Source organism: Acinetobacter sp. YH12116 (genome assembly GCF_013418895.1).
GTDB lineage: Bacteria > Pseudomonadota > Gammaproteobacteria > Pseudomonadales > Moraxellaceae > Acinetobacter > Acinetobacter indicus.
In genome coordinates, this window is the sequence record NZ_VPBE01000004.1 from 170500 (window position 1) to 197013 (window position 26514).

A 26514-nucleotide genomic window follows, 5' to 3' on the forward strand; every position below is an offset into this window, starting at 1 on the left:
TTAAAGAAAGAATGATTTAGCATGTGGATAACTTTGAGGATAATAGTGTGGACAACCAGCGGACAGTTTTAGCAGCAACGCCTGAAACCCAAACCCCGGCATGGTTTGCGCTTTGGAGTAACTATCTTTTACAGGCGCCTTTTTTTCAGGCGGAAAGGCGAGAAGATTCCGCTAAAATCATCGCGCAGTTGCTGGAGGCTACTCTCAATGGTGACAGCTGTATAGCCGCTTCTGCCGAACAGGTGGCAGCGTTGGCCAATCTGGTCGGTTCCGGTTCTGAACCGGGTTCGGTGGCGCCGTTTATTTATGACCAGCAGCATTTATACCTGTACCGTTATTGGGCGCTGGAGTCGGCGCTGGCACAGCAGGTGGCACGCTTAAAACAGCAAGCTGTTACGGCGGTAGATGTGTCGGACTATCTGCATTTATTGGAAGACCAGCACCAGCAGCAGGCGCTCAAAATGACTGCGACTACCGCTTTTAACCTGATTACGGGCGGTCCGGGTACCGGTAAAACCTATACTTTGGCGCGGATTATTGCCGTGCTAAACCAGGCCTTGCCGGAAATCCGGATTGCCATGGCGGCCCCGACCGGAAAAGCCGCGCAGCGTATGAAAGAAGCACTGCAGAATTCCTTTGATGATCCGAAAATTGCCAATCTGGTCAGTGACGATCTCAAACGCCTGACCCCGATTACCATCCACCGGCTTTTGGGCCTTGGCAACCGGCAGCAGCCACGTTTTCATGCCCGGCAGCCGTTGCCTTATGACCTGATTGTGATTGATGAAGCTTCCATGCTGGACCTGAATCTGGCCAGCATGCTGTTCAATGCCATTGCTGAACAGACCCGGGTGATTTTACTTGGGGATGCGCAGCAGCTGGCGTCGGTCGATGTTGGTTCGGTGCTGGCCGATTTACAGCAGGTGCCGGCACTGGCAGATAATCATGTGCATCTGGTCACCAGTCGCCGTTTTAAAGCCGGTGCCTTAATTGGTGAAATGGCCCGCTTTATTCAGCAGCAAACGGCTGAACAGCCGGCCGCGCAAATCTTGCAGCAGTTTGCCGCACAGCTGGTGCAGCCGGGCGAATTACAGGCCGTAACTTTAACGCCGGATATGGCCGATGTACTGCAACTGGAATATTTACCCGATGAAGCCCCGGATCCCATAGCCGGGCAGGGCTATTATGACAAACTGATGCTGGGCTATCAGGGCTATGTGCACAGCCTAAAACAGTATTTACAGGCCGATGATCCAGACGCGGTGGTGGCGCAGGTGGTGAAAGCCTTTGACCAGTATCGGATTCTGACTGCAATTCGGCATGGTGGCTTGGGCTTGCAACAGCTGAACATGCAGATTGAGCAGCGTTTGTTGCAGCAACTGGCTCTGGACGTGGCCAAGCAGGGCGACTGGTATGTCGGCCGGCCGGTAATGATGACCTATAACGACTATCAGCTCGGCCTGTCCAACGGTGATATTGGCCTGTGTCTGCAACGTCTGCGTGAGGGCAACCGGCAGTTTGAAGTGTATTTCCCGAGTCTGGATAAATGGGTGCCAGCCACACGCTTGCCAAAAAATATTGAAACCGCATTTGCTCTGACCATTCATAAATCTCAAGGTTCGGAGTTTCAGCATGTGGCGGTGGTGCTGGATCAGGCCGCGCAGAATCTGCTGAGCAAGGAACTGATCTATACCGCCATTACCCGGGCCAAATCGGTGGTGAGTTTACTGGCCGACCGGCAGGCGCTGGTACAGGCCTTAACCGTGAAAACCAGCCGTAACAGTGGTGTGTTAGAAAAAGTAAATGAACATTTGTCATTATAAAGTTGGCATAAATAAACCCGGCCGTTGTAAGAAAATGCTTACAACGATTCGAGAAATTTGCGCATAGAGCTTTGCCTGAGTTTTTGAGAAGATGACTTCACACAAAAGCTCAACACGGAAAGTTGAGGAAAATCGCAAAACCAGAATAAGAAAGTCGAGAGACAGCGAGCTTACATTGAAGTAGGTGAAAAAAAGAGGAAACTTACAGCCGCTAAGCCTTGTAGTTTTGGGAGAGACTACAGGGCTTTTTTATTGGCAGTTCAAAATCAAAAAAATGAAGCGTCATTCATCGACGTAAGCGAAAACGTACAAGGAGAGAGGTAATTATCTGCTTCTTTCCCCAAGGGCTTGTGGCAAAATCTATCACATAAGGAAAGCCAATTAAAACAGGGAATGTTGATTAGAAGAAGGCCAAAGCCTCGCTATACATCACAATAAATAAAATTAGAACAACGAAAAAAGAAGAAACTACAGCGCAAAAAATAGCCCGGGAATTTATTCCCGGGCTATTTTTATTCCACTTCAGCTTATTTACGTTTCATCATCCCGGATTTCTCTTTGGTGTTTTATGAATAGAATCAATCCTCCGGGCAGACGCTGCATCATTCATGTGACATCGCATCGGATAATTCATGGCTTTTTCGCGTTGTGTTTTGCAATTTAAGCGGTTTTGTCTTAAAATAATGCACTTGCTGTAGTGATGCACGGCAGTCAGACAGATGCTTGACATCGGTTTGATTTTTATCAAGGTATTTTATAAGCATCTCGGAGAAATCGAATGGCTTTAACAAACGCAGATCGCGCAGAGATCATCGCTAAATTTGCTCGTGCTGAAAACGACACTGGTTCACCAGAAGTTCAAGTAGCTCTTTTAACTGCTCAAATCAATGACTTACAAGGTCACTTCAAAGAGCACAAACACGACCACCATAGCCGTCGCGGTCTGATCCGTATGGTTAACCAACGTCGTAAATTATTAGACTACTTAAACGGTAAAGATCACGGTCGTTATGTTGCGTTGATCGGTGCTTTAGGTTTACGTCGTTAATTCGATTTAGACTTTTATTTTCGGGTTATTGCATGCGTTGCGCTGTATGTCTGAAAACTAAAGTGTACCCGGCGTTGACCGGGTAATTAAGAAGGGGCGATTGTTTCGCTCCTTCTTTGTGTTTAAAAAACCTATATTTCTAGTGAGGTCGGCTTCTAAGCTTTGTCATTTACTTGAACCTGAGTCGTGAATGCCAAACCTTAGGGGTCTCCACTAGAATAAAATCAGGAAACAAAAATACATGTCAATGTTTAATATTATTCGTAAAGAATTCCAATATGGTCAGTACAACGTGGTACTGGAAACCGGTCGTGTTGCACGTCAGGCCAACTCGGTTTTAATCACCATGGGTGGTGTATCGGTACTGGTGGCGGTAGTTGCACAGCCAACAGCAAAAGCCGGTCAGGACTTTTTCCCACTAACCGTAAACTATCAAGAAAAGCAATACGCTGCTGGCCGTATTCCGGGTGGTTATGGCAAACGTGAAGGCCGTGCGTCTGAGGCAGAAACTTTAATTTCACGTCTTATTGATCGTCCAATTCGTCCATTGTTCCCGGAAGGTTATTACAACGAAATCCAGGTAACAGCAACAGTTGTCTCTTCTGACAAAACCATGGAAGCGGATATTGCTGCCATGTTAGGTACTTCAGCAGCACTGGCAATTGCGGGTACACCGTTCCGTGGCCCAATTGGTGCAGCACGTGTGGGTTTAATCAACGGTGAATACATCCTGAACCCGAACCACGAACAGCTGGCACAGTCTGACCTTGACCTCGTGGTTGCAGGTACAGAAGCTGCAGTACTGATGGTTGAATCTGAAGCGAAAGAACTGTCTGAAGACCAGATGCTGGGCGCAGTGTTATTCGGTCATGACGAAATGCAAATTGCGATTCAGGCGATTAATGAATTTGCAGCAGCGGCTGGCGCAACTGAGTCAACCTGGACTGCACCAGAGAAAAATGAAGACCTTCGCGCGAAATTAAAAGAAGCGTTTGAAGCGAAAATCTCTGAAGCCTATACCATTGCAATCAAACAAGACCGTTATGCTGCTTTGGATGCATTGCAAGCAGAGGCGGTTGCGCAGTTCGTACCTGAAGAAGATGTAGATGGCATCGCAGATGACCTGAATGAACTGTTTGAAGATCTGAAATACCGCACTGTACGTGACAACATCCTGTCTGGTAAGCCGCGTATTGATGGTCGTGACACCAAAACTGTACGTGCGTTAGATGTACAGGTGGGCGTTCTTGATCGTGCTCACGGTTCTGCGCTGTTCACCCGTGGTGAAACACAGGCGTTGGTAACAACGACTCTTGGTAACACCCGTGATGCATTAATGGTTGATACCCTGGCTGGAACCAAAACTGACAACTTCATGTTGCACTACAACTTCCCGGCTTACTCGGTTGGTGAAACGGGTCGTGAGTCTGGTCCTAAACGTCGTGAAATCGGTCACGGTCGTCTGGCACGTCGTGGTGTACAAGCGGTTCTTCCAGCTGCTGACCGCTTCCCGTACGTAATCCGTATTGTATCGGACATTACTGAATCGAACGGTTCATCTTCTATGGCGTCTGTATGTGGTGCATCTCTGTCACTGATGGATGCCGGTGTTCCACTAAAAGCACCAGTTGCGGGTATTGCGATGGGTCTGGTCAAAGAAGGCGAGCGTTTCGCAGTGCTTTCTGACATCCTGGGTGACGAAGACCACCTGGGCGACATGGACTTTAAAGTTGCCGGTTCTGCCAACGGTATTACTGCGCTGCAAATGGACATCAAAATCGAAGGGATCACTGAAGAGATCATGGAAGTGGCATTGAACCAGGCTTATACCGGTCGTATGCACATCCTGAACGAAATGAACAAAGTGATTTCACGTGCACGTCCAGAAATTTCAATGCATGCGCCTACCTTCCAGGTCATTACCATCAACCCGGACAAAATCCGTGACGTGATTGGTAAAGGCGGTGCAACCATTCGTCAAATCACTGAAGAAACCAAAGCGGCAATTGATATTGAAGACAACGGTACCGTTCGCGTATTTGGTGAAACCAAAGCAGCTGCACAAGCGGCTATTGCCAAAATTCAGGCTTTAACTGCTGAAGTTGAACCAGGCAAAATCTACGCCGGTAAAGTAATTCGTATTGTTGAATTCGGTGCCTTCGTAAACATCATGCCGGGTACAGATGGTCTGCTGCACATTTCTCAAATTTCAAATGAGCGTGTAGCTAACGTGACTGACGTACTGAAAGAAGGCCAGGAAGTGAAAGTCCAGGTTGCAGATGTCGACAACCGTGGCCGTATCAAGTTAACCATGAAAGACATTGATCAGGCTTAATTTCAGGCCCTGATGAATTGAAAAAGCCCGCTTTATGAAGCGGGCTTTTTTATGGCATGATCGCAAAATAAAATGGCAGGAATGTGGATGCACGCGGATGCAACAGTATTATTTTTCCCTCCATGACACCACACAACAGTTATTTCTGCATCGGGGGCCGGCCGCCGAAACAGAATTTATCTAGCTGGACTATACCCGGGAAGATGTACGCCAGCATCCGGAACAGTGGCAGCAACAGGTACTGCAGCACACCCAGCTGTGGCTGAATGAATATCATCTGCGAGATATTTTAAATCTGGAACATCCCTGTAATTTCGACAGTCTGGAAGATTATGACCTGCTGATTTTCCGCAAACTGATTACTCCGGATGACCAGATTTATAACTTTAATGACGAAGCGCATGAGCATGTGTTTGGCTTAAGCACCACACCGGTCAGTTTTATTCTGACCCCGCAGGTGCTTATTACGGTGAGTGAGCAGGGCAATAAAGCCATCGAAAATTATATTGCCCGTTTAGATACCATTTTAAGCCGGCCGGCTGAAGAGCAGAATAAACCAAAAAAACTGGCGACCTCGCCTCTAGATTTGGCCTTACGTTTACTGAACAGTATGGTCGATGACTATTTAAACCTGCGTCATCCTTTAACCCGCCGGGTCGAGTTTTGGCAGCGTGAGCTGTTGCAGGGCCATCGCCGTTTTAACCAGTGGCATCAGTTGCTACAGGAAAATATGGCATTTCAGCATGTGGAAAATCTGTGTGAAGAACAGATTGATACCTTGCAGGAACTGCGCGATGAAATTGTCGAAAACTATCTGCATTTAAAAGGCAAGAAACGCAGTGAAAAACAGGAAATCATGCTGGTGCGGGTAGATGACTTAAGCAGCCATGTGGCCCGCATCCAGAAACATACCTTGCGTTTAAGAAGTGCCATTCAGGCGGCCATTGACCTGCATTTTTCTGCCATTGCCAACCAGACCAATGAAAATATGCGGATTCTGGCGATTATTACCGCGGTGTTTGCACCCTTAACCCTGTTAACCGGAATTTACGGCATGAATTTCGTGATGATTCCGGGGCTGGATTCACCCTATGCTTTCTGGGTGATGCTTGGCACCATGCTTATTACCACCTTGTTGCTGCTGTATTATTTTTATCGGCGGCATATGGTGGGGCGCGGTGAAAAAAGTGTGCTGGACATGCTTTCGCAGCGGCCGGATCGGACCCGGATGGACCTGTTCTGGTTTCTGGATTATGTGCCTGGCAAGCCATTACTGCCGGAAGGTCAGAACGCTCTTCGAGATTCTCAGCTTAAACCAAAATAATGCAGCCTTCATTTGCCTGCCCGAAAGAAAGCATCTGCTTTCTTTCGGGCAGCGTGCAGATTTCATCGCACTGCAATAAAAACCGGTTAAGGTGAAGATGAAGGATTTTGCTGGGCCTGCTGCAAAAGCTGATAAATCTGATCTTTCAGTTTTAATTTTTTGCGTTTCAGCGCCTCGATATCATCATTAATCTGATGAACCGGATCAAGCTCGAGCTGGCTGATTTTCCGGTCCAGATGTTCATGATCTTCAAACAGGCGCGCAAAATGTGGGTTGTCTTCGCGCAGTTGTTGCATTAATTCCCGAAACTCCGGGAACATGAGTTTGACCTTTTTGTTGCATTCTTTTGTTTTCATTGCGACCGTCTATTTTCCCAAAAATAAAGAGAGGGAAATACGCAGATTTCCCTGTAGAGAGTAAATGGCGTGGTGCCTAGCTTTGTCTTAAATGCAGATGTTTGACTTCTTTGCGCAAATTTTGCAGCTCATCAATCAGATCGAGCATCATGGCGACGGCAGAAAAGCTGGCATTAAAATCACGTTGCAGGCGATAGGCCTGGCGGGCACGAGAGACATCTTCCCCAAAAAACTGGTGAATCCGTTCTTCCGGACGTGAAGGGAGAATGTCATATTCTAAAAGCTGTAATACCCATTCCGGGCTTTGACCACAAGCTTCAGCAAAATGCTCTAAATCAAAAGATACGCGCTCATCTATAATTTCAGCTTGTGGGCGACCAGACTGGGAGTTTTCGCGATATTGGATCGTGGTCATGGCTTACTCCTTTTAGCTTGAACTTGTTAAAACAAGGAAGAGCAGATGCATGGGTTGTTCTAACGTAATTTCGGGTCTATGCGCTGCGCTCTTGTTGTTTTATCTGAAGGATTAATTTTATTTAAAACCATATTTCAGCATTTGGCTGTTTTGTTTGGTATTCCTTTGTGCTTGAAACGTAGCCTTGCTTGCTTTTTCGCCATTTTGCTGGCACCAAGGACGCTCAGCAGGCCTACTTTTGGCTAATCTCCAGTTTAAATAAACTGTTTAAATTTTATTCATTATTCAGGCTTTCGAGAGGGACGGACAGAGGGTAGAGCAACTATATTGTTTCAAATTATGTCCATATCATTAAGATAAAATGAAGGCTTCCGTAGAAGCCTCTTGTAAACTTGTTGAAGAATCAGTATTTAATCCAGGTCACGCTACGACCAATCACGGAAACACCGACATAGCCGCGTAAGGTCAGGCGTTTACCGTTGGCACTTAGGCGTGCCTTGCCTTTATAGACTTTGCCACCAATCGGGTCGAGTACACTGCCTTGCACAAACTGTAACGGGTTTTTTGGATCCTGCTTAAAGCCCCAGATAAATGGCAAGCCGATAAACGGTTTGTTTTTAAGCTGGCCCGGACATTGGTGGCAAATATTCATTTTTTCTGCACCCGGAATGTTGCGGGTTTCAACAATAATACCTTCATAGGTGCCATCTGGCTTTTTACGGATTTCGACATCGGCACGGGAATAACTGGTACGGTCATCAATTGTTTTCCATTTCCCCACCAATGGATCATTCTCTGCGAAAGATACGCCTGAAACTGTTGCCAAAAGCAATCCAGCAACAATCCCTGTAAATCCCTTTTTCATGATTATTATCCCACAACGCAATGCGCGTTATTAAAATTAGAGTAAAGTACCTAATTCTATAGAAGAAAATACTGTTAAATCAATGAGATAATAAGTGAAAACGATCACAATAAGATATGAAACTGCTAAGTAGTTTAAGCTATTGCGTGCGCTTGAATTCATCAGTCAGGTTATAAACTGAATATGTGCTTGCGGTAGATGAATAAAGCGGTATGGTTTGTCGTAATCCAGTCGCTTAAAAAAGATGAGTAACAGCTTGAGCGAGATTGATGCTGAGTTCAGTAAAAAGCGTGCGCTATTTGAAGCTATATCTACAGCGCAAAAAGCTTGAATAAACGTATGAAACTAAATATAAAAAAAGAGACCAAACCGTTCTCCGGTTTGATCTCTTGGTCGGCTTGAATGGTGCGGCTTAGCTTAGGTGTTCACCAAACAGGCCGAGTGCTTCTTCTGCAGTAAACTGATAACGTGCATTACAGAACTGGCAATCCATCACAATCGGGTTTTGATGTTCCAAGGTTTCGCGTACTGCATTGGCCCCAATCTGGGTCAGTGCCGTAGCACAGCGTTCTTTGGAACAGGTACAGCCAAATTTAAGATGTTCAACTTCTGGCAGACGTACTTCTTCTTCGTTGTACAGACGGTACAATACTTCCTGAACTTCCAGATCGGTCAGTTCGCTGGTTTTCAGGGTTTCGGTCAGCATGGTCAGACGTGGCCATAAATCTTCATCTACACGTTGCTGTTCTTCTTCGCTATTTCGCGGTAACAGCTGAATCAGCAAACCGCCAGAACGCTGGTCGTTGCTGGCCAGTACAATACGGGTTGGAATTTGTGCAGATAAATCATAGTATTGCATCAGGCAGCCGGCCAGGTTTGGCTTGTCTAAAGGCACAATACCCTGATAACGCTCACCAAATTCCGGTTCAATATTAATAAACAGCACCGGATTGACCAGGGTTTTAAGTACCGTGCTGCTGTCTTCAGCCTGCTGGAAATGTGGATCTGGTTCATAATCTGCCAAAGCACGAATTTCACCCAGATGGTTACATTCGGCCATTGCCCATTTAAAGGTACCGCTGGCCTGAATTTGCAGGCTAATCCGACCTTTAATTTTTAAGGTACTGGCCAGCAAAGCGGTGGCACTGAGCATTTCTCCCAAAAGGACCTGAATGGCTGGCGCATAGTCACGTTGGGCCAAAATGGTTTGCAGGGCTTCTTCAAGATGAACAATCTCACCGCGGACAGGGCTATCTTCAATAAAAAAGCGTTGGCGTAAATCAGACATAAAATTCTCCATAACCCTGCATTAATGGTGATGATATTGTAAATCACAAGTCAGTTTGATTCATTACGTGTTACATCAATATGATGGTTTTGTAGTGAACGCTTTAAATCTACACCGGTCGGGCTTTCCCGGACCTGAGCATCATTCTCGAACAGGTGCTCCAGCTCGGCCAGTGCATTGCGATGAGTTTCATAGATTTTTTGCTCATCGGTATAAATATTCTGCTGCTGGGCCAGTAATTTTTCATCATAACTGCGAAACAATTCGATACTCTTGTAAGCATCTTCTTCAGCAATACCCTGGTCGCGCAGCGCGCAATAGGCCATGCCTAAAGAAGATAAATAGGTTTCGCGCCAGATGTGTTCAACGCCTAAATCCCGCAATAAATGCACATGATGGCGGTCACGGGCACGCACCAGCAGTTTGAGCTGCGGATAATTCAGGCGGATATGCCGGGCCACATTCATCGAGTCTTCAATATCATCAATGGCCAGAATAAAGGTCTTGGCATGTTCAATCCCCGCAGCACGTAAAATATCGGGCTGGGTGGCATCGCCATAATAGACTTTACCGCCATAATTGCGCACAAAATCAACTTTATCCAGGTTGCTGTCAATGGCGGTATAGGGTAGGTGCTGCAAATAGGCCACCCGTGCAATAATCTGCCCAACCCGGCCAAAACCGGCAATAATCAGCGCTGGATGCGCATCGGGAATCTGGTCATATTCCGGCGTCTTGTCCTGATTCAGACGCGGAATCACCTGGCTGGTCATGAACCAGTACAGCACCGGGGTTAGCACCATCGACAGGGTCACCATCAGGGTAATCGGCTCTAAAATGGCCTGTGCCACCACTTTTTCTGTTAAGGCAACCTGTAACACCACAAAGGCAAATTCACCGCCTTGCGCCAGACAGGTGGCCAGTAGCAAACTGTTTTGCCAGGAATATTTAAAATACCGGGCAATTGCGGTCAGGGAAATAAATTTCACCAACAGCAGTACTAAGGCGCCGCCGAGAATGAACAGTGGACTGTCGATCAGCAGGGACATCTGAGTGGTCATCCCCACGGTCATGAAAAACAGGCCGAGCAATAGTCCTTTAAACGGTGCAATACTGGCTTCCAGTTCATGCCGGAATTCGGAATCGGCCAGTAGCACCCCGGTCAGGAAGGCGCCAAGCGTGGTGCTAATCCCCAAGACATCCATCAGGCAGACCACGGCCAGCACAATAAACAGGCCGACCGCGGTAATCAGCTCATGCGCGCCGGTTTTGGCAACAAAACGGAAAAACGGGCGCATGAGATAACGGCTAAATAAAAACAGTCCGCTAAAGGTGGCCAGAATCGCGGCGAAATAGGCCAGCCCATGATGAGTCGATTCAGTACCGGCCAGCAAGGGAATAATTGCAATTAATGGAATGGCGGCGATATCCTGAAATAGCAGAATTGAAAAAGACTGCTGGCCATAACTGCTGTTCAGTTGCTGTTTTTCATTTAAAAGTTGCAGCACAAAGGCGGTTGAGGACAGGGCCAGGGCAAAACCAATAATCAGGCTGGCGGCAATCTGCTGCTGCAAACTGAAAAACACCAGAATCGCCAGTAACAGGCCAGTGACGGCCACCTGCGCGCTGCCCATGACAAAAATCGACTGACGCATTTGCCAGAGCCGCTGGGGTCTGAGTTCCAGACCAATAATGAACATCAGTAAAATGACGCCAAATTCAGCCAGTTCCTGAATGGCTTCCGGGTCGCTGGCGATATTGAACACACTCGGGCCCAATAAAATACCGGTAAACAGATAGCCGAGTACGGTGGCAATCCCAAAACGCTTGAGCAGCGGAACCAGTAATAAAGAGGCACCCAGAAACAGGGTGATTTGCAGCAGTAACGACATCGACAATCCTAGGAGTTATGGTGCCCTCAGGCTGCAGCTAAGTCAGTGGTTAACTGAATTCCTGAGGGTCTATATCTAAGCTAAGTTTCATATTTGATGGCTTGTGATGCAACATATTTTGCCACCATGCACGTAGATAAAAATGTAAACGGGCACGATCTTGCGACAACAATACTAAATGGGCCTGATAGCGGCCGGCCTTGCGTTCCATTGGTGCCGGAATCGGTCCCCAGATATCAATTAACTGTTCAGAATTTTCTCGCAGCCATTGAGCATGTTGCTGTAAAAACTGCTGATTCTGCTCCTGACTTTTAGATTCGCAGCGAATCAGGGCGGTATAGCGAAATGGGGGCAGCAGGGCGGCCTGACGTTCTTTTAAGGTTTGCCGGGCAAAGGCACGATAATCCTGCTCGACCAGGGTGCTCAGCAGCGGATGATCAGGACGCAGGGTCTGTAAATAGACATCGCCTTTATGTTCACCGCGGCCGGCACGACCGGCCACCTGCACAATCAGCTGCGCAGTCCGCTCTGGCGCCCGGATATCAACACTTAACAGGCCGGCATCAATATCCAAAATCGCCACTAGAGTCACATAAGGAAAATGGTGGCCTTTGGCCAGCATTTGGGTGCCGAGCAGAATCAGCGGCTGGCTGGTTTGAATGCGGTCATAAATTTTTTGCCAGCTGCCGACGCGGCTGGTGGAATCGCGGTCCACCCGCACCACATCGTAATCCGGGAACAGCTGTTGCAGGTTTTCTTCAACCTTGGCTGTGCCCATGCCCAGGGTTTTCAGTTCGCTATGCTGGCACTGCGGACATTGCTCCGGCTTGCGGTGAATGGTGCCACAATGATGGCAATGCAGATGGGTATATGGACTATGATGCAGGGTAAAATTGGCATCACAGTGTGGGCATTGTGCCTGCCAGCCACAGCTGTCACAGACCAGCACTGGCGCATAACCGCGGCGGTTTAAGAAAATCAGCACCTGTTCTTTTTTCTGCAGGCGTTTTTTGATTTCCTGAATCAGCAGCAGGCTTAGACCTTGCTGCTTTTGCGCAACTTTTAAATCAATGATGTGAATTTTCGGCATCAGTGCCGGGCCGGCACGCTGGTTCAGTTCCAGACGGATCATTTTACCCTGTTCCGTTAAGGCATAGCTGTCAATGCTGGGCGTGGCCGAACCGAGAATCACCGGGCAGTGTTCTAAATGAGCACGGTATAAGGCCACATCGCGGGCATGGTAACGAAAGCCTTCCTGCTGTTTAAATGACAGGTCGTGTTCTTCATCCAGAATAATCAGCCCCAGATTGGGCAGCGGGGTATAAATTGCCGAGCGTGTACCAAGAATAATCGAAGCCTTGCCAGTCTGGGCGGCCTGCCAGGCCTGCAGACGTTTGCTGTCATTTAAACCGGAATGCAGCAGCGCAATATGACAGTGAAAACGAGACTGGAAGCGGCTAATGGTTTGAGGGGTCAGGCCAATTTCCGGCACCAGCACCAATACCTGTTTTCCCTGTTTTAGCACTTCCTGCATGATCTGCAGATAGACTTCGGTTTTACCACTGCCGGTCAGACCATCGAGTAAAAAGGCCTGATAACGATGCTGTGCTTTCAGTACGGTTTCAATGGCCCGTTTCTGGTCGCTGTTCGGGGTTAACGGCATTTGCGCCAGCGTCATTGGCACCGGGCTAAAATCCTGCTGCTCCAGATCGCAATAGCAAATCTGCTTTTTTTCCAGCGCTTTTAAGGTTGCAGTTTCAATACCGGCCAGATTCAGGATATTTTCTGAAGTCCCGCTCGGATGCAGCTTCAGGACTTTATAAGCCTCCTGCTGCTTCTCGGAGCGCTTCAGTTTGGCTTCGGCCTGATCATCCAGTAGTTTCCACATTCGTGCCAGTAAATTATACGGGCGTCCCTGACGTAACAGGCTGGGCAGGGCGCTATGCATCACTTCGCCAATCGGAAACTGATAATACTGCGCCGACCATGTCAACAAAGTTAAAACTTTCTGATCTAGAATCGGCTGCTGGTCGAGCAGCTCGCTAATGGCTTTCAGTTTAATCTTGGGGTCAAGCGGATGATCGGGCGGGAGTTTTTCAATAATGATGCCCACCAGATTCTGCCGGCCAAAGGACACCAGCACCCGCGCGCCGACGGCAGCCTGCTGATATTCAGCCGCACTGAGCATATAGTCAAACCCGTCATACAGATAGACCGGAACAGCTACACGAACACGGTAGATGGGGGCGGGATGGACGGGCGAATTTGGCATAACAGCGGGTCTGCTTCCTGATGAAAATGTCGTCGTGCTCGATCTGGAGTTATGATAGAGTGAGCAAATAATTTATATCTCAGAATATGAATGATTTTGGTGGTGAGACGCAACTGCGTTGAATAATTTTTTGGAAAATTAGAGCATTACAATGCCTGCATATCAGTTTACAGCCCTTGATGCATCAGGAAAGCAGCAAAAAGGGGTTTTAGAAGGGGATTCTGCACGGCAGATTCGTCAGCAATTGCGTGACAAGGCCCTTATCCCGATTAGTGTTGATCCGGTAGAACAAAAACAGAAGCATCAGGCCCAGCGCTGGTTCCAGAAAAAAATGACCGCTTATGATCTGGCCTTAATGACCCGGCAGCTGTCGGTACTGGTAGCCGCAGCCATCCCGCTGGAAGAAGCCTTGCGCGCCGTGGCCAAGCAAAGTGAAAAAGCCCATGTGCAGAATTTATTGCTGTCAGTACGCTCCAAGGTTTTAGAAGGATATTCACTGGCCAATGCCTTGCAGCAGTCGGGGCATTTTCCGGATTTATATATTGCCACCATTGCCGCCGGGGAACGTTCTGGACATCTGGATTTAATTCTGGACCAGCTGTCGGACTACACTGAAAACCGCTTTGCCATGCAGAAAAAAGTGCAGGGCGCGATGATTTATCCGATTATTTTAATGCTGATGTCCTTTGCCATTGTGATGGGGCTGATGACCTATGTGGTGCCGGATATTGTCAAAACCTTTGATCAGGACAAAGGCGCCTTGCCGTGGATTACCGTGGCGTTAATGCAAGCCAGTGATTTTATCCGTCTGGCCTGGCCCTTTTTGCTGGTCGGGACGATTCTGGGCATCTTCCTGTTGGTCCGCTTTTTAAAAACCTCGGCCGGCCATTATGCATTTGATCGTTTAACCCTCAAACTGCCACTATTTGGTAAACTGTCACGTGGTATAAACGCAGCACGTTTTGCCAGCACCCTGTCGATTCTGACCCAGTCCGGTGTACCATTGGTTGATGCCTTAAAAATTGGCGCTGCGGTCAGCAGTAACTGGGTGATCCGCGATTCGGTTAATCTGGCGGCCGAGAAAGTCACCGAAGGGGGGAACTTGGGCACCCAGCTGGAGCGCAGTGGTTATTTCCCGCCGATGATGGTACAAATGATTAAAAGTGGTGAAGCATCGGGTGAGCTCGACCGGATGCTGGAGCGCGCATCGACCATGCAGGATCGGGAGGTGACCACGCTCATCTCGACCTTACTGGCGCTGCTGGAGCCCTTAATGCTGGTGCTGATGGCCAGTATTGTGCTGGTGATTGTGATTGCGGTGATGCTGCCTATTGTCAATATGAATAATATGATTTAAATCGAGACCCATTGAAGATAACAAATGATGAAAGATTCAAGAGAGAACCTGATGCAACGGAAATCCTATTCGAATAAACAGGCCGGTTTTACCCTCATTGAAGTAATGGTGGTGATTGTCATTTTAGGCGTGCTGGCGGCGCTAATTGTCCCGAACGTGATGGGCCGTGGTGAAAAAGCCAAAGTCGATACCACCGCAATTACCTTAAAAGGTGTGGCCGGCGCGCTGGATCAATACAAGCTGGACAATGGCCGTTATCCATCCATGCAGGATGGCGGTTTAGATGCGCTGGTCAATCAGCCCGCGTCAGCTAAAAACTGGTTGCCGGGTGGTTATGTCAAAGGCGGTTATCCAAAAGACAGCTGGGACAATGACATTCAATATGTAATTCCAGGCTCTGAAGGTCGCGCTTTTGACCTGTATTCTTTTGGTGCAGATGGTCAGCAGGGCGGTGAAGGCACCGATGCCGATATTTATTATCAGCCTTAAGCCGGCTTGATTATAAATGCCGTGATGGAATATATCACTTCACCTGATTGGACTATTCAATTAAAGGTGAAGTGATAATAGCTCTTAATTATAAAAAATATACTAATATCTTGATAAATATAGATTTAAGATAATCTTCCAGATTTGAGATTCATAATAAGAATTATTCCCAACAGTACTGATTACAATAATCCCGGGAATGTGGAGCAATATCATCTATTTATTTCATTAAAACCGTTCATAATAAGTCAAAAGGCACATATTTGTCTGGAGGATGGTATGAAAGCATTAATCTTGTCGGATGAAATTAACCAGTTTCACTGGACGATGCTGAAGTCTGTTCTGCTGATTTTAAGCCTGCTTCCCTTGAGTCAGGGCTTTTTGCATCTCTGGCAAAGCACCGAAGGCAGCAGCCAGATTATGGTCGGTTTCTTCGCCCTGAGCCTGATGAGCTCGTGCTTGCTCTTAAGTTTCTGGTCGGCGCTACAAGCCACTATTTTAAAACTAGAACCAGAACAGGCCTCTTGCTTTGAGCAGGCAGTGGTAAAAGTCTATCGTTATTTGCCGATGCTCTCTCTGGCGGCGATGCTGTCCTATCTGGTGACCCAGCTTTAAATATAGACAAAATAAAAAAACCGAGGCATGCACCTCGGTTTTTTTATTACGCCTCCCTTTTACAAAGGGTGAGAAGCACTGCTTCGTAAGGGAGGGATTTATAAAGTTAATCCCCTTAACCCCCCTTTGATAAAGGGGGACTTCATAGGCGAATTATCTTCTCGACTTAAAGCTCACATCGACCTTACGTGGACGATAGATCCAGCCCAAAACCAGCAACAGGAAGGAGAAGATCAGCACCGGCCAATCACTAAGGCGGGTATATAGGGTCTGGCCCTGCATTGCCGGTAACTCACCGCGCAGCACTGCTTCCTGATCAATCGGAGCCTGCTGCACAATATGACCCTGATGGTTAATAAAAGCGGTCACGCCGGTATTGGTGGCTCGAATAAACCAGCGGCCATTTTCTTTGGCACGCATCTGCACCATCTGTAAATGCTGCCACGGGCCGGCTGTACCGGTAAACCAGGCATCATTGGATACAGTCACCAGAAAATCACTCTGGCTGGCATTACGACGAGTCAGATTCGGATAGGCCACTTCATAACAGATGGCTGCACCCAACGGTGAGTTATGAATCATCAGCGGCTTTTGTTCTTTGGCACCGCGCGAAAAACCACTCATGGATGGATCATTCTGCAAGGCCGGCAAGACCCAGCTTAACAGGCCGGATAAAGGAATATATTCACCAAATGGCACCAGACGCTGTTTCTTGTATAAGCCTTCTGAATCTGTACCGGTGGCCATAATACTGTTGTAGTACATCGGCTGGCCATTTTGCTGAGATTCAGGCAGGTCCCAATACGGAATACCGGTGACCCAGGCACTTCCCGATTTTTCCGCCTCGGTTTTCATGGCCGCTAAAAACGGTTCGATATCGGTCTGGAACATTGGAATGGAAGATTCCGGCCAGACAATCAGGTCGCGGCCCCATTCGGTGCGGGTCAGTTCACTGTAGATCAGCAGGGTTTTCAGTTGATATTCGGTCAGCCATTTCAGGTCTTGTGGAATATTGCCCTGAATCAAGGACACGGACAGCGGCGGTTCATCTTTCTCGCTGACAAAACTGAGCTGGGAAGCACCCCAAGCACCGGCCAGGAGCAGCAATGACGGCACCAGCCAGAAGATGCGTTTATTCAGAATTTCCACCAGCGCACAGGCCAGAATAAGGGCCACAAACGACACTCCGAACACCCCGAATAAGGGCGCATAGCTGTCCAGAAAACGCTCAGTAAAGGCATAGCCGACAAATAGCCACGGGAAACCGGTAAATACCCAGGTTTTGGCCCATTCAAAGAACACCCACAGCGGAGCGAAAGTTAGTGGCGTTTCCGGGAAGAAGCGGCGATACAGCCAGGTTTGAATGGCGGTAAACAGCCCCATGGCCAAGGCCATAATCGCAATCATCAGCACGCTTAAAATGGCCGGGGTATCTCCATAGACATGAATGGAGGTATATAGCCAGAAGGCACCGACAAACCACAGGCCAATACCGTAGGCCCAGCCAATAAAAAAGGCCTGTTTGGCAGAGCGCTGACGTAAAACTGCATAAAGCAAGGCCGGAGACAGCAGGGCAATCCACCAGTAATAATACGGTGCCAGGGCAAAACTGAAAATGGCACCTGCGATTAAGGCAATCAGCAGGGGATAAACTAGCGGGAGCTGTTTGTGTTGTTGGGATGAATCTAACAGCTTGGTGAAATAAGTCCTCATTGACGTACAGCTCGAATCAGATGAATAGTGCGTGCATCTGCTTCAAGAATCTTAAACTGCCAATCCCCAATTTCAATAATTTGACCTTGCAGATCACTCACCAATCCAATTTCCTGAAGCAGTAAACCGCCGACAGTTTCTACTTCATCGTCAGAAAAATCAGCATCTAAAACATTGTTAAAGTGTTCAATTGGTGTAAGTGCCTGTACCAGCCAGGTGTTGGCGGTCTGCGGATCATGATCGGGCACAATGTATTGTGCTTCGGCATCAGCCTGATCATGCTCATCTTCAATTTCACCAACAATTTCTTCCAGAATATCTTCTAGGGTTACCAGACCTGAAGTACTGCCATATTCATCAATCACAATAGCAATATGGGTCTGGGTATTTTTCAGCATACGCAGGACCTGATCAGAACGTGCACTTTCCGGCACAAATAGTGGCTGACGCATCAGTGCCCGGATATCGACCTTCGGCGTTGGTTCGGTCAGAAAGGGTAATAAGTCTTTGGCCAGGAGAATGCCCACTACATTGTCAGGCTGGTCTGAAGAAAAGACCGGAAAGCGTGAATGAGCCGACTCGACCAGTACATGCAGAATATCCAGCAGCTCATCATCTTCCTGCAAGCTGATCATGGAAGTGCGCGGGGTCATAACCTCACGGATTTTGGTGGCCGGCAAATCCAGCACACCTTCCAGCATTGCCACAGTATCGGGTTCTAAAAAACGACGTGAATCTTGTACTAATTTTAGCAATTCATCGCGGGTTTCCGGTGCAGTACCTAACCATTTACGTAAGCCACGCATACCCCACGATGGGCCTGATTCCTCGTGCATGATCCTTCCTAAAGACTCGTTGTATCTAAAAAACTTGATTTAATCATACCGCAGAAAATACAGTTGTCTATTGTTTATCGACTTTCGCTGAAACAATGAATTTGATGATTTATCAGGCGGATAAAGCCAGCTTGCAGCATCAGTGGTTTTGCTGGCTTTGTGTTAGAATAGAAAAATTGTATCTCGCCGAGTTTTATTATGTCTGATTCATCCATTACCCCTGCCATTCAGCTAAATACGCGCGGTCTGCGTTGCCCTGAACCAGTGATGATGTTGCATCAAGCCATTCGTAAATCTAAATCGGGCGATGTGGTGGAGATTTTTGCCACCGACAATTCTACTTCGTGGGATATTCCAAAATTCTGTATGCATTTGGGCCATGAGCTGCTGTTACAGGAAGAAGTGCTGGATGCTGCTGGCAATAAAGAATTTCATTATCTGGTCAAAAAAGGCTAGGTCATCCTCCGACAATGCCGCGGTTTTAAAGGCCATGCTTTTTATCGGATAGTTACATATTGATAAACAAGCGGCCGGGTTGAAGCGATGTTTTATGTGGTTATTTTGTATAAAATAGCCACACTTTTTTTTAGCTATTTATTACAGAACAATGATGCCAAGCAATATATTTGCAGCACTAGAAAAATTAGGCCTCAGCCCACAAAAACGTGCCCTCCATATTCAATTTTCTCAGCCGGCCTTAAATGCCGATGTTTTCTTGCAGCGCATCGATGGTGAACACCAGCTCAATGACGGTTTACATGCCGAACTGATCTGTCTTTCGACCAATGCCCAGATTCCGTTAAAACAGTTTATCGGCGCGCAGGTTGCCGTCGATCAGGTCACTGATCAGGGCCAGCTGTTTCGCAGCAGCGGCATCATCACCGCCGCCGCGCAAGGCCAGAGTGATGGCTCTCTCACCCTCTATAAACTTACGCTAGAAGATCCAACCGCACTCTGGCATAAACGCCGTAATAGCCGCGTGTTTATGAATAAAAGCGTACGTGAGGTCAGTGAAATTTTATTTAAAGAATGGCAAAACAAAAGCCCGCTCTTTACTGCCAGCCTAACCCTGGACTTAACCGGACTGACCCAGGAACTGGATGTGCGTCCTTTTATCATGCAGTCCAATGAAACCGACTATGACTTTTTGACCCGGCTCTGGCGCAGTGAAGGCATTAACTGGCTGATTGATGAAGCCCAGTTACAGGTTGTACATTCCAGCAGCCCGCTTCAGGCCCAGAAACTGCGCCTGATTGATGACAACAGCCAGTACAGTGCCTTAAACCGCCGCAGTATCCGCTTTCATCGCTCCAGTGCCACCGAACAACTGGACAGCATCACCCAGTTGATTGCCCAGCGCAGCCTGCAACCGACTGCCGTACATCTACAACGCTGGCAGTCAGACAGTCTCAGCCAGGAAGAAGGTGCCGGTTCCGTACAAAGCAAACACCAGCACAGTCATAATCAGGACAATGCCAGCTTAAGCCTGGAACAAGCCTGGCAGATCAGCCCGGCCTGGATGCAGGATTTAAATGGCGAAGACCAGGCCACCGCATCCTCTAATAACCAGCTGGACAAACTGAACCAGAACCTCAGTCACTACCACGACCTGCAATCCAAATACTTCAGCGCCCATTCCACCGTCCGTGATGCCCAGGTCGGCTACTGGTTTGAACTGAATGAACATCCCGAAATTGACCAGCACAGCGCAGCCGACAAAGAATTTCTAATTACCGGCAAACAGTTCTATAACCAGAACAACTTACCTAAAGACCTCAAGCAGCAGATTAACCAACTACTCAGCCAGAGCCACTGGCATAGCCATATTAATGTTAAACACGAACAACACCCGGATGAACGTCAAGGCAATACCTTAACCTTACAACGCCGCAATATCCGCACCGTACCGGAATATCATCCACTACGGCACCGACCGGCGGCTCATCCACAGCGCGCCCGGGTAGTCGGTCCTGCTGGCGAAAGCATCCATGTCGATGAATGGGGCCGGATTAAAGTCCGTTTCCTGTTTACCCGCAGTGATGACCACCAGCATGATGGCGGGGCCGGCAGTAATGACAATGACACCGATTCCGCCTGGGTGGATGTACTGACGCCTTGGGCCGGAGAAGGCTACGGGGCACGTTTCCTGCCACGGATTAATGAAATTGTGGTGATCGACTTCTTTGACGGTAACATCGACCGGCCATTTGTGGTGGGGCGTTTACATGAAGCAGAACGCTCGCCAACCCGCTTTGATACCCTAGGCCAGCTACCCGACACCAAAAAACTCAGCGGGATCCGCTCACAGGAAATTGAGGGCAGTGGTTTTAACCAACTACGTTTTGATGATACTCCGAAGCAGATTTCAGCCCAGCTGCAAAGTAGTCATGGTTCTACCCAACTGAACCTGGGGAACTTGAGCCATCCCAAAGCCAGCGCTGAAAGTGATGGCCGTGGTGAAGGTTTTGAACTGAGAACCGATCAGTGGGGTGCAGTACGTGCTGGAGAAGGCTTACTGATTTCCACCCATCCACAGGCACAAGCCGAAGGCAATCATCTCGATGCCAGTGAAGCCAAGAGCCAGCTAGAAAGCAGCTTAAACAACAGTACTGCCCTAAGTGAAGTGGCCGAAAACCAGCAGACTGACCCTTTAGAAGTTCTCGATAACTTAAAGAATTTTTTAGAGCAGATCGAACAGCAGGATGAAAGCAAAGCCGCTGCTTTTAAACAGGCACTGATGATCCTCAGCGCACCAAACTCTATTGCTTTAAGTAGCCAGCAAGATGTGCATCTCTCTGCTGATGGTCAGATCAGCCACAGTGCAGGAGAGAGTATTAACCTGAGTACGCAGCAGTCTTTGATAGCACATGCCAGCCAGAAACTGAGTTTATTTGCAGCACAAGATGGTGCACGACTGTATGTAGGTAAAGGCAAGGTTGAGATTCAGGCACAGGGTGATGGTGCAGATCTTATTGCCAGAAAGGGGGTGCAAATTATTTCGACGGAAGACAGGATTGAAGTCAAGGCGAGTAAAAAAATTATATTGGTGGCTGGAGGAAGTCAGATTGAGATTAGTGGTTCAGGTGTGTTACCGACCACGGGTGGCAAGTTCGAGGTGAAAGCAGGGCAGCATCAGTTTGTACCTGGCACGAAAGTAAATATGAACTTACCATTCTTCCCACAAAGTGTGTGTTGGGAATGTTTGGCACGAAGAGCAAGTCAACGTGGTGCATTTGTCAATAAAGGGGATGGTTCATAAATGATAAATTTATTACATCCTGATTTACATCATTTTTTTGAAGAATATCCATCTGAGGAAAATAAGACTTATTTTATTTATGCGTTGGCTGATGCAGCACAAGACAGTTGGTTCTTAAAAAAGAATTCACATTTACATTATCGCAATTTATTAACAGAAGCTGCTGGTGATAAAGCTGCAGAAATATCACCTCATTTGGTTCAACTCGGGCACAATCATAATATCGAGTGGCACTATATCTCTAAACGCGTGGTTGGGACTCCTCGATTAACCTTAATAATAAGTTCTTTAGATTTTGATAGTTTATACTCACATTTGAGACAATTTCTAAATGTCCAATTTGAAGGTGGATTAGAGATGTATTTAGCATTTTGGGATCCAGCTATTCTTGGTACTTTAGTTGGTCAAATTTCAGATCAGACTCTTTATGTTCAGCAACAAGTGTTATCAGACCAGCAGAAGAAAGTGTTATTAGAGCCTATTCATAGTTGGTGGTATTGGGATCGAAAAGAAAAATTACATAAAATCATCGGTGGTAATGGTCATGAATCTCTGAAATTTTATGATTGGAAAAATCCGTTTACATTTACGCTACTACAAGAAGAATTGATGGTGGAAGCAACCTTTCCTGACCATTTGATTTATTATCTAAATCTGAATAACCCCTTCCTGGTTGAGGGCTTTAATGAATGGGAGCTTTACCAGTATGTTGTGGAAAAAATAGCATTAGCACGTGAATATGGTTTGGAAGGTACTCGGGATATTTTAAATTTTATTTGTCTAACGTTGATATATAAAAATACTTTCGAGCAAGAAGAGCTGCTTCAAAGTGTGCTGCTAAAAGTGAAAAATAAGATGATGACAATGGATCAGGCGATGGAAGACTTAGAGAGTTTAGTTGACGAAAACGAATAAACTCATAAAGCATAACTTTATGCTAACACAATTAATTTGGCATCAAAGAAACGTGAAGTTAGGAATATTCTTTAAGTAAATTAAAAATTATAGGTGATGTGATGAATATATTTAAAAAAATTGTGATGCTGCCAGTAGGCTTGGCTTTAGGTTTGGTAGGATGTAGTTCAGGTTCCAGTAAAACCTATATTCTTACGACAACATCGTTCGGTTATGACCCAAGATATAGACCTTATATTGTACAGGTGAATGGTGAAGAAGTTGGAGGAGGCTTTGGGGCAGCCACTAAACGATCTGCGATTATTACAGGTCCACAATACATCAAATGGGGGGAAGGAAATAGCTATAAAGAGCATATTGCAAAAAATGTCCCACACTTAACAAAGGAGGATTTAAAAGGTAAAAGCTATTTAGCAGTGCACCTTTATCCAGATGATACGGTTGAAATCACATTGACTGAAGGGCGAAATATGCCTGATGCTACAAAAATGGGATTAGAAGTGAGATCGAAATTAATTGATGAATTAAATGAGAGTGATAAAAAAATAAAAAGGTAAGAATATGGTTTCTCAATTACAAAAAATAAAAAATAGCAATCAAGATGTTAGTAACCAGTCTCCACAAGCCAAGCAAGATTGTGCGGATGTAGTTAATATTTCTGTTTTTTTTGATGGGACAGGAAACAATTTAGAAGCAGACCAAGATAAAGGAAAGCTCGCCAACCCAGCAAAGTTATGGCGAAATGCACAATCTTATAGTTTATTCGAAATTGAGCGTACAAAGTCGCCAGTGAAGTTAAATCATCCTATTTATGTTTCTGGGGTTGGAACCCCATTTAATGGGGAGCTGAGCAAAGTTGATAACATAATAGCTAAAGTGCAAGATCATGATCTTTCGGGCGGTTTTACAGGCGTTGGTGGTAGAAGACGCTTAGAATATGGTGAGAGTCAAATCAGTAAAAGTTTGGAAAACACCTTAAAACAAAAAATAGTCCAAGCTGAAGCGACCTTAAAGCCTCAAGTTGAAGCGCGAAAAAAGGAAGCGATAGTTAAAATGGAGGCAAAGCTCAACGAACATCGTCTAATCAAAAAAGTTAATTTATCGATCTTTGGTTTCTCACGCGGGGCTGCACTGGCACGGGTATTTTGTAATGAAATGATTTGGAAGACTGAAACTGAGGACTTGAGTTTAAAGTATCAAATCTCAGGTCAAGCAGAACCTGCACCGATGGAAATTCAGTTTTTAGGTATATTTGATACTGTTGCATCTTTTGGCTTACCGGCGACGAATATGCCAAATAAATTCAGTTTTAAAGGTCGAGACATGGTGATCGATCCGAGAGTAAAAAATTGTGTGCATCAAGTCGCGGGGAATGAGTTACGTTTTGCTTTTCCTGTAGATTCAATTTGTGTAGATGGTAAATTAGCTAACCCAAGAACATGGAAAGAAATAGTCTATCCTGGGATGCATTCCGATGTGGGTGGTGGTTATGAGCCAAATTCACAAACAATTAGTAATAATTTTGCTCGTATACCTTTGAAGCATATGCTTGAAAGTGCAGCGGTATCAGGTGTGAAAGTATTTGGTTATAGCGAATTAGAAAATAATGACATTAAAATCTTTAATGAAGAGTTTAAGATCGAAGAAAAAACCCAGCAACTTTTTGAAGCCGTTCAAAAAGCAGTAGGAGCCTCGACAGGTGAGGTAAAAAAAGACATTATAAATTATATGAAGCTTCAATATGGTGCCTATGGAACTTTACATCGTCAACGACAACAATATTTAGCACAGGGTAATTCAAAAGAAAATCCAGCTTATCTTTCAGTGAGTCAAATTGCTCGAGAAGAAGCCGGATTTTCTTTACCAACCGGTCCTGCTGATATGGCCACTGAAGTTGAAAGAGTTAAAACAGCTAAAAATTTCACCACATTTGATCAATCTAATTTAACAGGTATAAAACACGTATTTAGAATCATTTATCCATTTGCTAAAGCTTATGAGTTCTTAGTCGATATAGATGATTGGGAATTACAGAGTTGGGAAAAAAATGTTTCACAAGAAGCAGTAGATTTTTATTCAAGCTATGTACACGATTCTAAATATGGTTTCATCTATAATGCAGAGCCATTTAGTTACTTTAGACAACGAACGGTATATGAATCAAAACGAAGCTGGAAAGGTAAAAGAGTCGATAAAAAATTAGGACCTATCCACGAGCAAATAGCTTATGAAAACAATGAATTTGAGAAAACTTAGAATAATAAGTTTTGAAAGTTAATAAAAACCCTAAGTGGGTTTTTATTAAATAAATTACCTGTTTGGATTGTTCGGACCATCCGTAAGATTCGGGCGTGTCCTCATTTGAAGAATTGGTTTTAAATACTTAAAATGTGTGATTCATAGAGATCGTTTCAATTTAGCGATCTCTAAATCCATCTTGTAATTGGCATGTTGAATCCGTTCATTGGATGGGTTGTATTGCTTATGGACCTCATCAGAGAAAGGGGTTTCTTCACATAATTCAAAGTACCTTTCCATCGGTGTTTTACCTTTCAAAGCTGAATGTGGTCTCATCCAGTTATAGTAATGCTGCCATTCGGCTAGCTTGTCTTGGATATCTTCAGAATTAATATCGACAGTAGAGTAGAACTCAGATTTATCAGTCTTTTGAGAGCGCTCTACCTTGCCATTCAAATGAGGTGAACCTGGTTTATTTGGCCTAAATTTGATTCCATGCTGCATCAATTTTTTCTGTACTTTTTCAGCAAAAAATTCCCGCCCACGATCGGTCTGTATTCGCTGTATGGGAAAAGGCATTTCTTCAATTACGCAGTCTAAAAAGTCGAGCGTATTCGCTGCTGTTCGGCGTTTATATATCCTTAAAACGCGATATCGTGTGCAGTCATCAATAGATGTGTACTGATATGGCCCAGGACACAATTTACAGGTATCCATTTGAATTCTATCACCTGGTAATGGGCGTTCATAACGAATGAAATCTACTTTACGACGGAATTTTTTAATCGGTTTGACTTGATGGGTGGAGAGTACTTTATGGATAGTCGCTAAGGACAACGAGACTCCGTGCAGCCTCATCAATTCTGTTTGCAAACGTCGAGCACCCAGATTTCTAGCCGAGCGCATTTCCAATATTAAGGCTTCTAGCTCAGCATTGATGTTAGTATTTGGAGATTTTAATGGGCGTTTACTCTGACTACTTAATCCATCAATACCTTGCTCAGAATATCGTTTCCACCACTTGCGTAATGTTGGTCTAGAAATGCCACATCTCCGACAGACTAGGCCAGCATCATTGGTCTCTTCAAATAATTTAACCCATACGAGTCTTTGTTGAATTTCTCTGTTCATAGACACCCATTATATTGAAATGATGTCTATGAATCACACAACTAAAGTTATAGTAAGCCGTTCATGACTGAGTTTATTCTTCCCCATCAAACTGCCAATACACATCCCCCAATCACTTTCAAAATCAGGGAAAATATCTCCCTGTTTAAAATATTGGCGTGAGTTTTCTTTGGCAAATGTATACCAGTAACCTGCGTGTGGGCAGGGTTCTCCAGCGAGGACCGTGAAAGAATATATTCATTATTACAACCATGAACGAATCAAGGTTAAATTAAAAGGACTGAGTCCTGTAGAATACAGAACTCAGTCCTTAAAAGCTGCTTAATCAAACCGTCCAACTTAT

20 protein-coding genes and 2 pseudogenes are annotated in these 26514 nt (G+C 45.9%); 13 read left to right on the forward strand and 9 right to left on the reverse strand.

The genetic code is table 11. The features are described from left to right. Window positions 1-47 precede the first annotated feature (47 nt). The 4 genes and pseudogenes from recD to FTU54_RS04765 all read left to right on the forward strand — a co-directional run bounded on the left by recD (window position 48) and on the right by FTU54_RS04765 (window position 6530). On the forward strand, window positions 48-1823 hold the full coding sequence (gene recD / locus FTU54_RS04750) for an exodeoxyribonuclease V subunit alpha (RefSeq protein WP_180046127.1): 1776 nt from the start codon (window positions 48-50) through the stop codon (window positions 1821-1823). A gap of 778 nt (window positions 1824-2601) precedes the next feature. Then, a complete protein-coding gene (gene rpsO / locus FTU54_RS04755) occupies window positions 2602-2871 on the forward strand; it encodes a 30S ribosomal protein S15 (protein WP_004637724.1) in 270 nt (89 codons plus the stop codon). Between the two features lie 247 nt (window positions 2872-3118). Continuing rightward, on the forward strand, window positions 3119-5206 hold the full coding sequence (pnp, locus tag FTU54_RS04760) for a polyribonucleotide nucleotidyltransferase (protein WP_171065134.1): 2088 nt from the start codon (window positions 3119-3121) through the stop codon (window positions 5204-5206). 97 nt (window positions 5207-5303) lie between these two features. Next, window positions 5304-6530: pseudogene (locus FTU54_RS04765) on the forward strand (CorA family divalent cation transporter). A gap of 86 nt (window positions 6531-6616) precedes the next feature. Here the strand turns inward: FTU54_RS04765 and FTU54_RS04770 are convergent. The 6 genes from FTU54_RS04770 to FTU54_RS04795 form a co-directional block, all read right to left on the reverse strand. Further along, window positions 6617-6886, reverse strand: a complete 270-nt coding sequence (locus FTU54_RS04770) for a YdcH family protein (RefSeq protein ID WP_034598128.1) — start codon at window positions 6884-6886, stop codon at window positions 6617-6619. Between the two features lie 76 nt (window positions 6887-6962). Then, window positions 6963-7301 (reverse strand): chaperone modulator CbpM, encoded by a 339-nt coding sequence (locus FTU54_RS04775; protein ID WP_005181858.1) that lies wholly within the window; start codon window positions 7299-7301, stop codon window positions 6963-6965. A gap of 403 nt (window positions 7302-7704) precedes the next feature. Continuing rightward, window positions 7705-8166 (reverse strand): DUF2147 domain-containing protein, encoded by a 462-nt coding sequence (locus FTU54_RS04780; RefSeq protein WP_005181860.1) that lies wholly within the window; start codon window positions 8164-8166, stop codon window positions 7705-7707. Between the two features lie 412 nt (window positions 8167-8578). Then, a complete protein-coding gene (locus FTU54_RS04785) occupies window positions 8579-9454 on the reverse strand; it encodes an Hsp33 family molecular chaperone HslO (RefSeq protein WP_005181862.1) in 876 nt (291 codons plus the stop codon). A gap of 50 nt (window positions 9455-9504) precedes the next feature. Then, the gene (locus tag FTU54_RS04790; protein WP_016659637.1) at window positions 9505-11346 is read right to left on the reverse strand and encodes a monovalent cation:proton antiporter-2 (CPA2) family protein; all 1842 of its coding nucleotides are present in this window, start codon (window positions 11344-11346) and stop codon (window positions 9505-9507) included. A 49-nt stretch (window positions 11347-11395) separates the two neighbouring features. Further along, complete coding sequence (locus tag FTU54_RS04795; RefSeq protein WP_168408507.1) at window positions 11396-13618, reverse strand: primosomal protein N'; 2223 nt, start codon at window positions 13616-13618, stop codon at window positions 11396-11398. Window positions 13619-13769: 151 nt separating this feature from the next. Between FTU54_RS04795 and gspF the strand changes: the two genes are divergently transcribed. From gspF to FTU54_RS04810, 3 genes are all read left to right on the forward strand, one after another. Then, a complete protein-coding gene (gene gspF / locus FTU54_RS04800) occupies window positions 13770-14975 on the forward strand; it encodes a type II secretion system inner membrane protein GspF (RefSeq protein WP_045795388.1) in 1206 nt (401 codons plus the stop codon). A gap of 51 nt (window positions 14976-15026) precedes the next feature. Then, window positions 15027-15464 (forward strand): type II secretion system major pseudopilin GspG, encoded by a 438-nt coding sequence (gene gspG, locus FTU54_RS04805; RefSeq protein WP_005181871.1) that lies wholly within the window; start codon window positions 15027-15029, stop codon window positions 15462-15464. A 279-nt stretch (window positions 15465-15743) separates the two neighbouring features. Then, complete coding sequence (locus tag FTU54_RS04810) at window positions 15744-16079, forward strand: hypothetical protein (protein ID WP_016659636.1); 336 nt, start codon at window positions 15744-15746, stop codon at window positions 16077-16079. 153 nt (window positions 16080-16232) lie between these two features. On the opposite strand, the gene lnt is transcribed toward FTU54_RS04810, so the two are convergent. Both lnt and FTU54_RS04820 read right to left on the reverse strand, forming a co-directional pair. Next, entirely contained in the window at window positions 16233-17792 is a 1560-nt protein-coding gene (gene lnt, locus FTU54_RS04815; RefSeq protein ID WP_168381709.1) for an apolipoprotein N-acyltransferase, read from the reverse strand. Next, window positions 17789-18628 (reverse strand): HlyC/CorC family transporter, encoded by an 840-nt coding sequence (locus tag FTU54_RS04820; RefSeq protein ID WP_005181878.1) that lies wholly within the window; start codon window positions 18626-18628, stop codon window positions 17789-17791. The genes lnt and FTU54_RS04820 overlap by 4 nt, the downstream gene beginning before the upstream one ends. 198 nt (window positions 18629-18826) lie before the next feature. On the opposite strand from FTU54_RS04820, the gene tusA reads away from it, so the two are divergent. The 5 genes from tusA to FTU54_RS04845 all read left to right on the forward strand — a co-directional run bounded on the left by tusA (window position 18827) and on the right by FTU54_RS04845 (window position 25058). Continuing rightward, a complete protein-coding gene (gene tusA, locus FTU54_RS04825) occupies window positions 18827-19084 on the forward strand; it encodes a sulfurtransferase TusA (RefSeq protein ID WP_005181880.1) in 258 nt (85 codons plus the stop codon). A 151-nt stretch (window positions 19085-19235) separates the two neighbouring features. Next, window positions 19236-21887, forward strand: coding sequence for a type VI secretion system Vgr family protein (locus FTU54_RS04830; protein ID WP_180074534.1), 2652 nt, complete (start codon window positions 19236-19238; stop codon window positions 21885-21887). Then, window positions 21888-22802, forward strand: a complete 915-nt coding sequence (locus tag FTU54_RS04835) for a DUF4123 domain-containing protein (RefSeq protein ID WP_180046123.1) — start codon at window positions 21888-21890, stop codon at window positions 22800-22802. It begins immediately after the preceding gene. A 101-nt stretch (window positions 22803-22903) separates the two neighbouring features. After that, window positions 22904-23359, forward strand: a complete 456-nt coding sequence (locus tag FTU54_RS04840) for a hypothetical protein (protein WP_180046121.1) — start codon at window positions 22904-22906, stop codon at window positions 23357-23359. 4 nt (window positions 23360-23363) lie between these two features. Beyond that, complete coding sequence (locus FTU54_RS04845) at window positions 23364-25058, forward strand: DUF2235 domain-containing protein (RefSeq protein WP_180046119.1); 1695 nt, start codon at window positions 23364-23366, stop codon at window positions 25056-25058. Window positions 25059-25199: 141 nt separating this feature from the next. Here the strand turns inward: FTU54_RS04845 and FTU54_RS04850 are convergent, their stop codons facing one another. Beyond that, window positions 25200-26171, reverse strand: coding sequence for an IS481 family transposase (locus FTU54_RS04850; protein ID WP_180046117.1), 972 nt, complete (start codon window positions 26169-26171; stop codon window positions 25200-25202). Between the two features lie 220 nt (window positions 26172-26391). Between FTU54_RS04850 and FTU54_RS04855 the strand changes: the two are divergent. Continuing rightward, window positions 26392-26496 (forward strand): annotated as a pseudogene (locus FTU54_RS04855) (IS3 family transposase); the annotation flags it as partial. Window positions 26497-26514 lie beyond the last annotated feature (18 nt).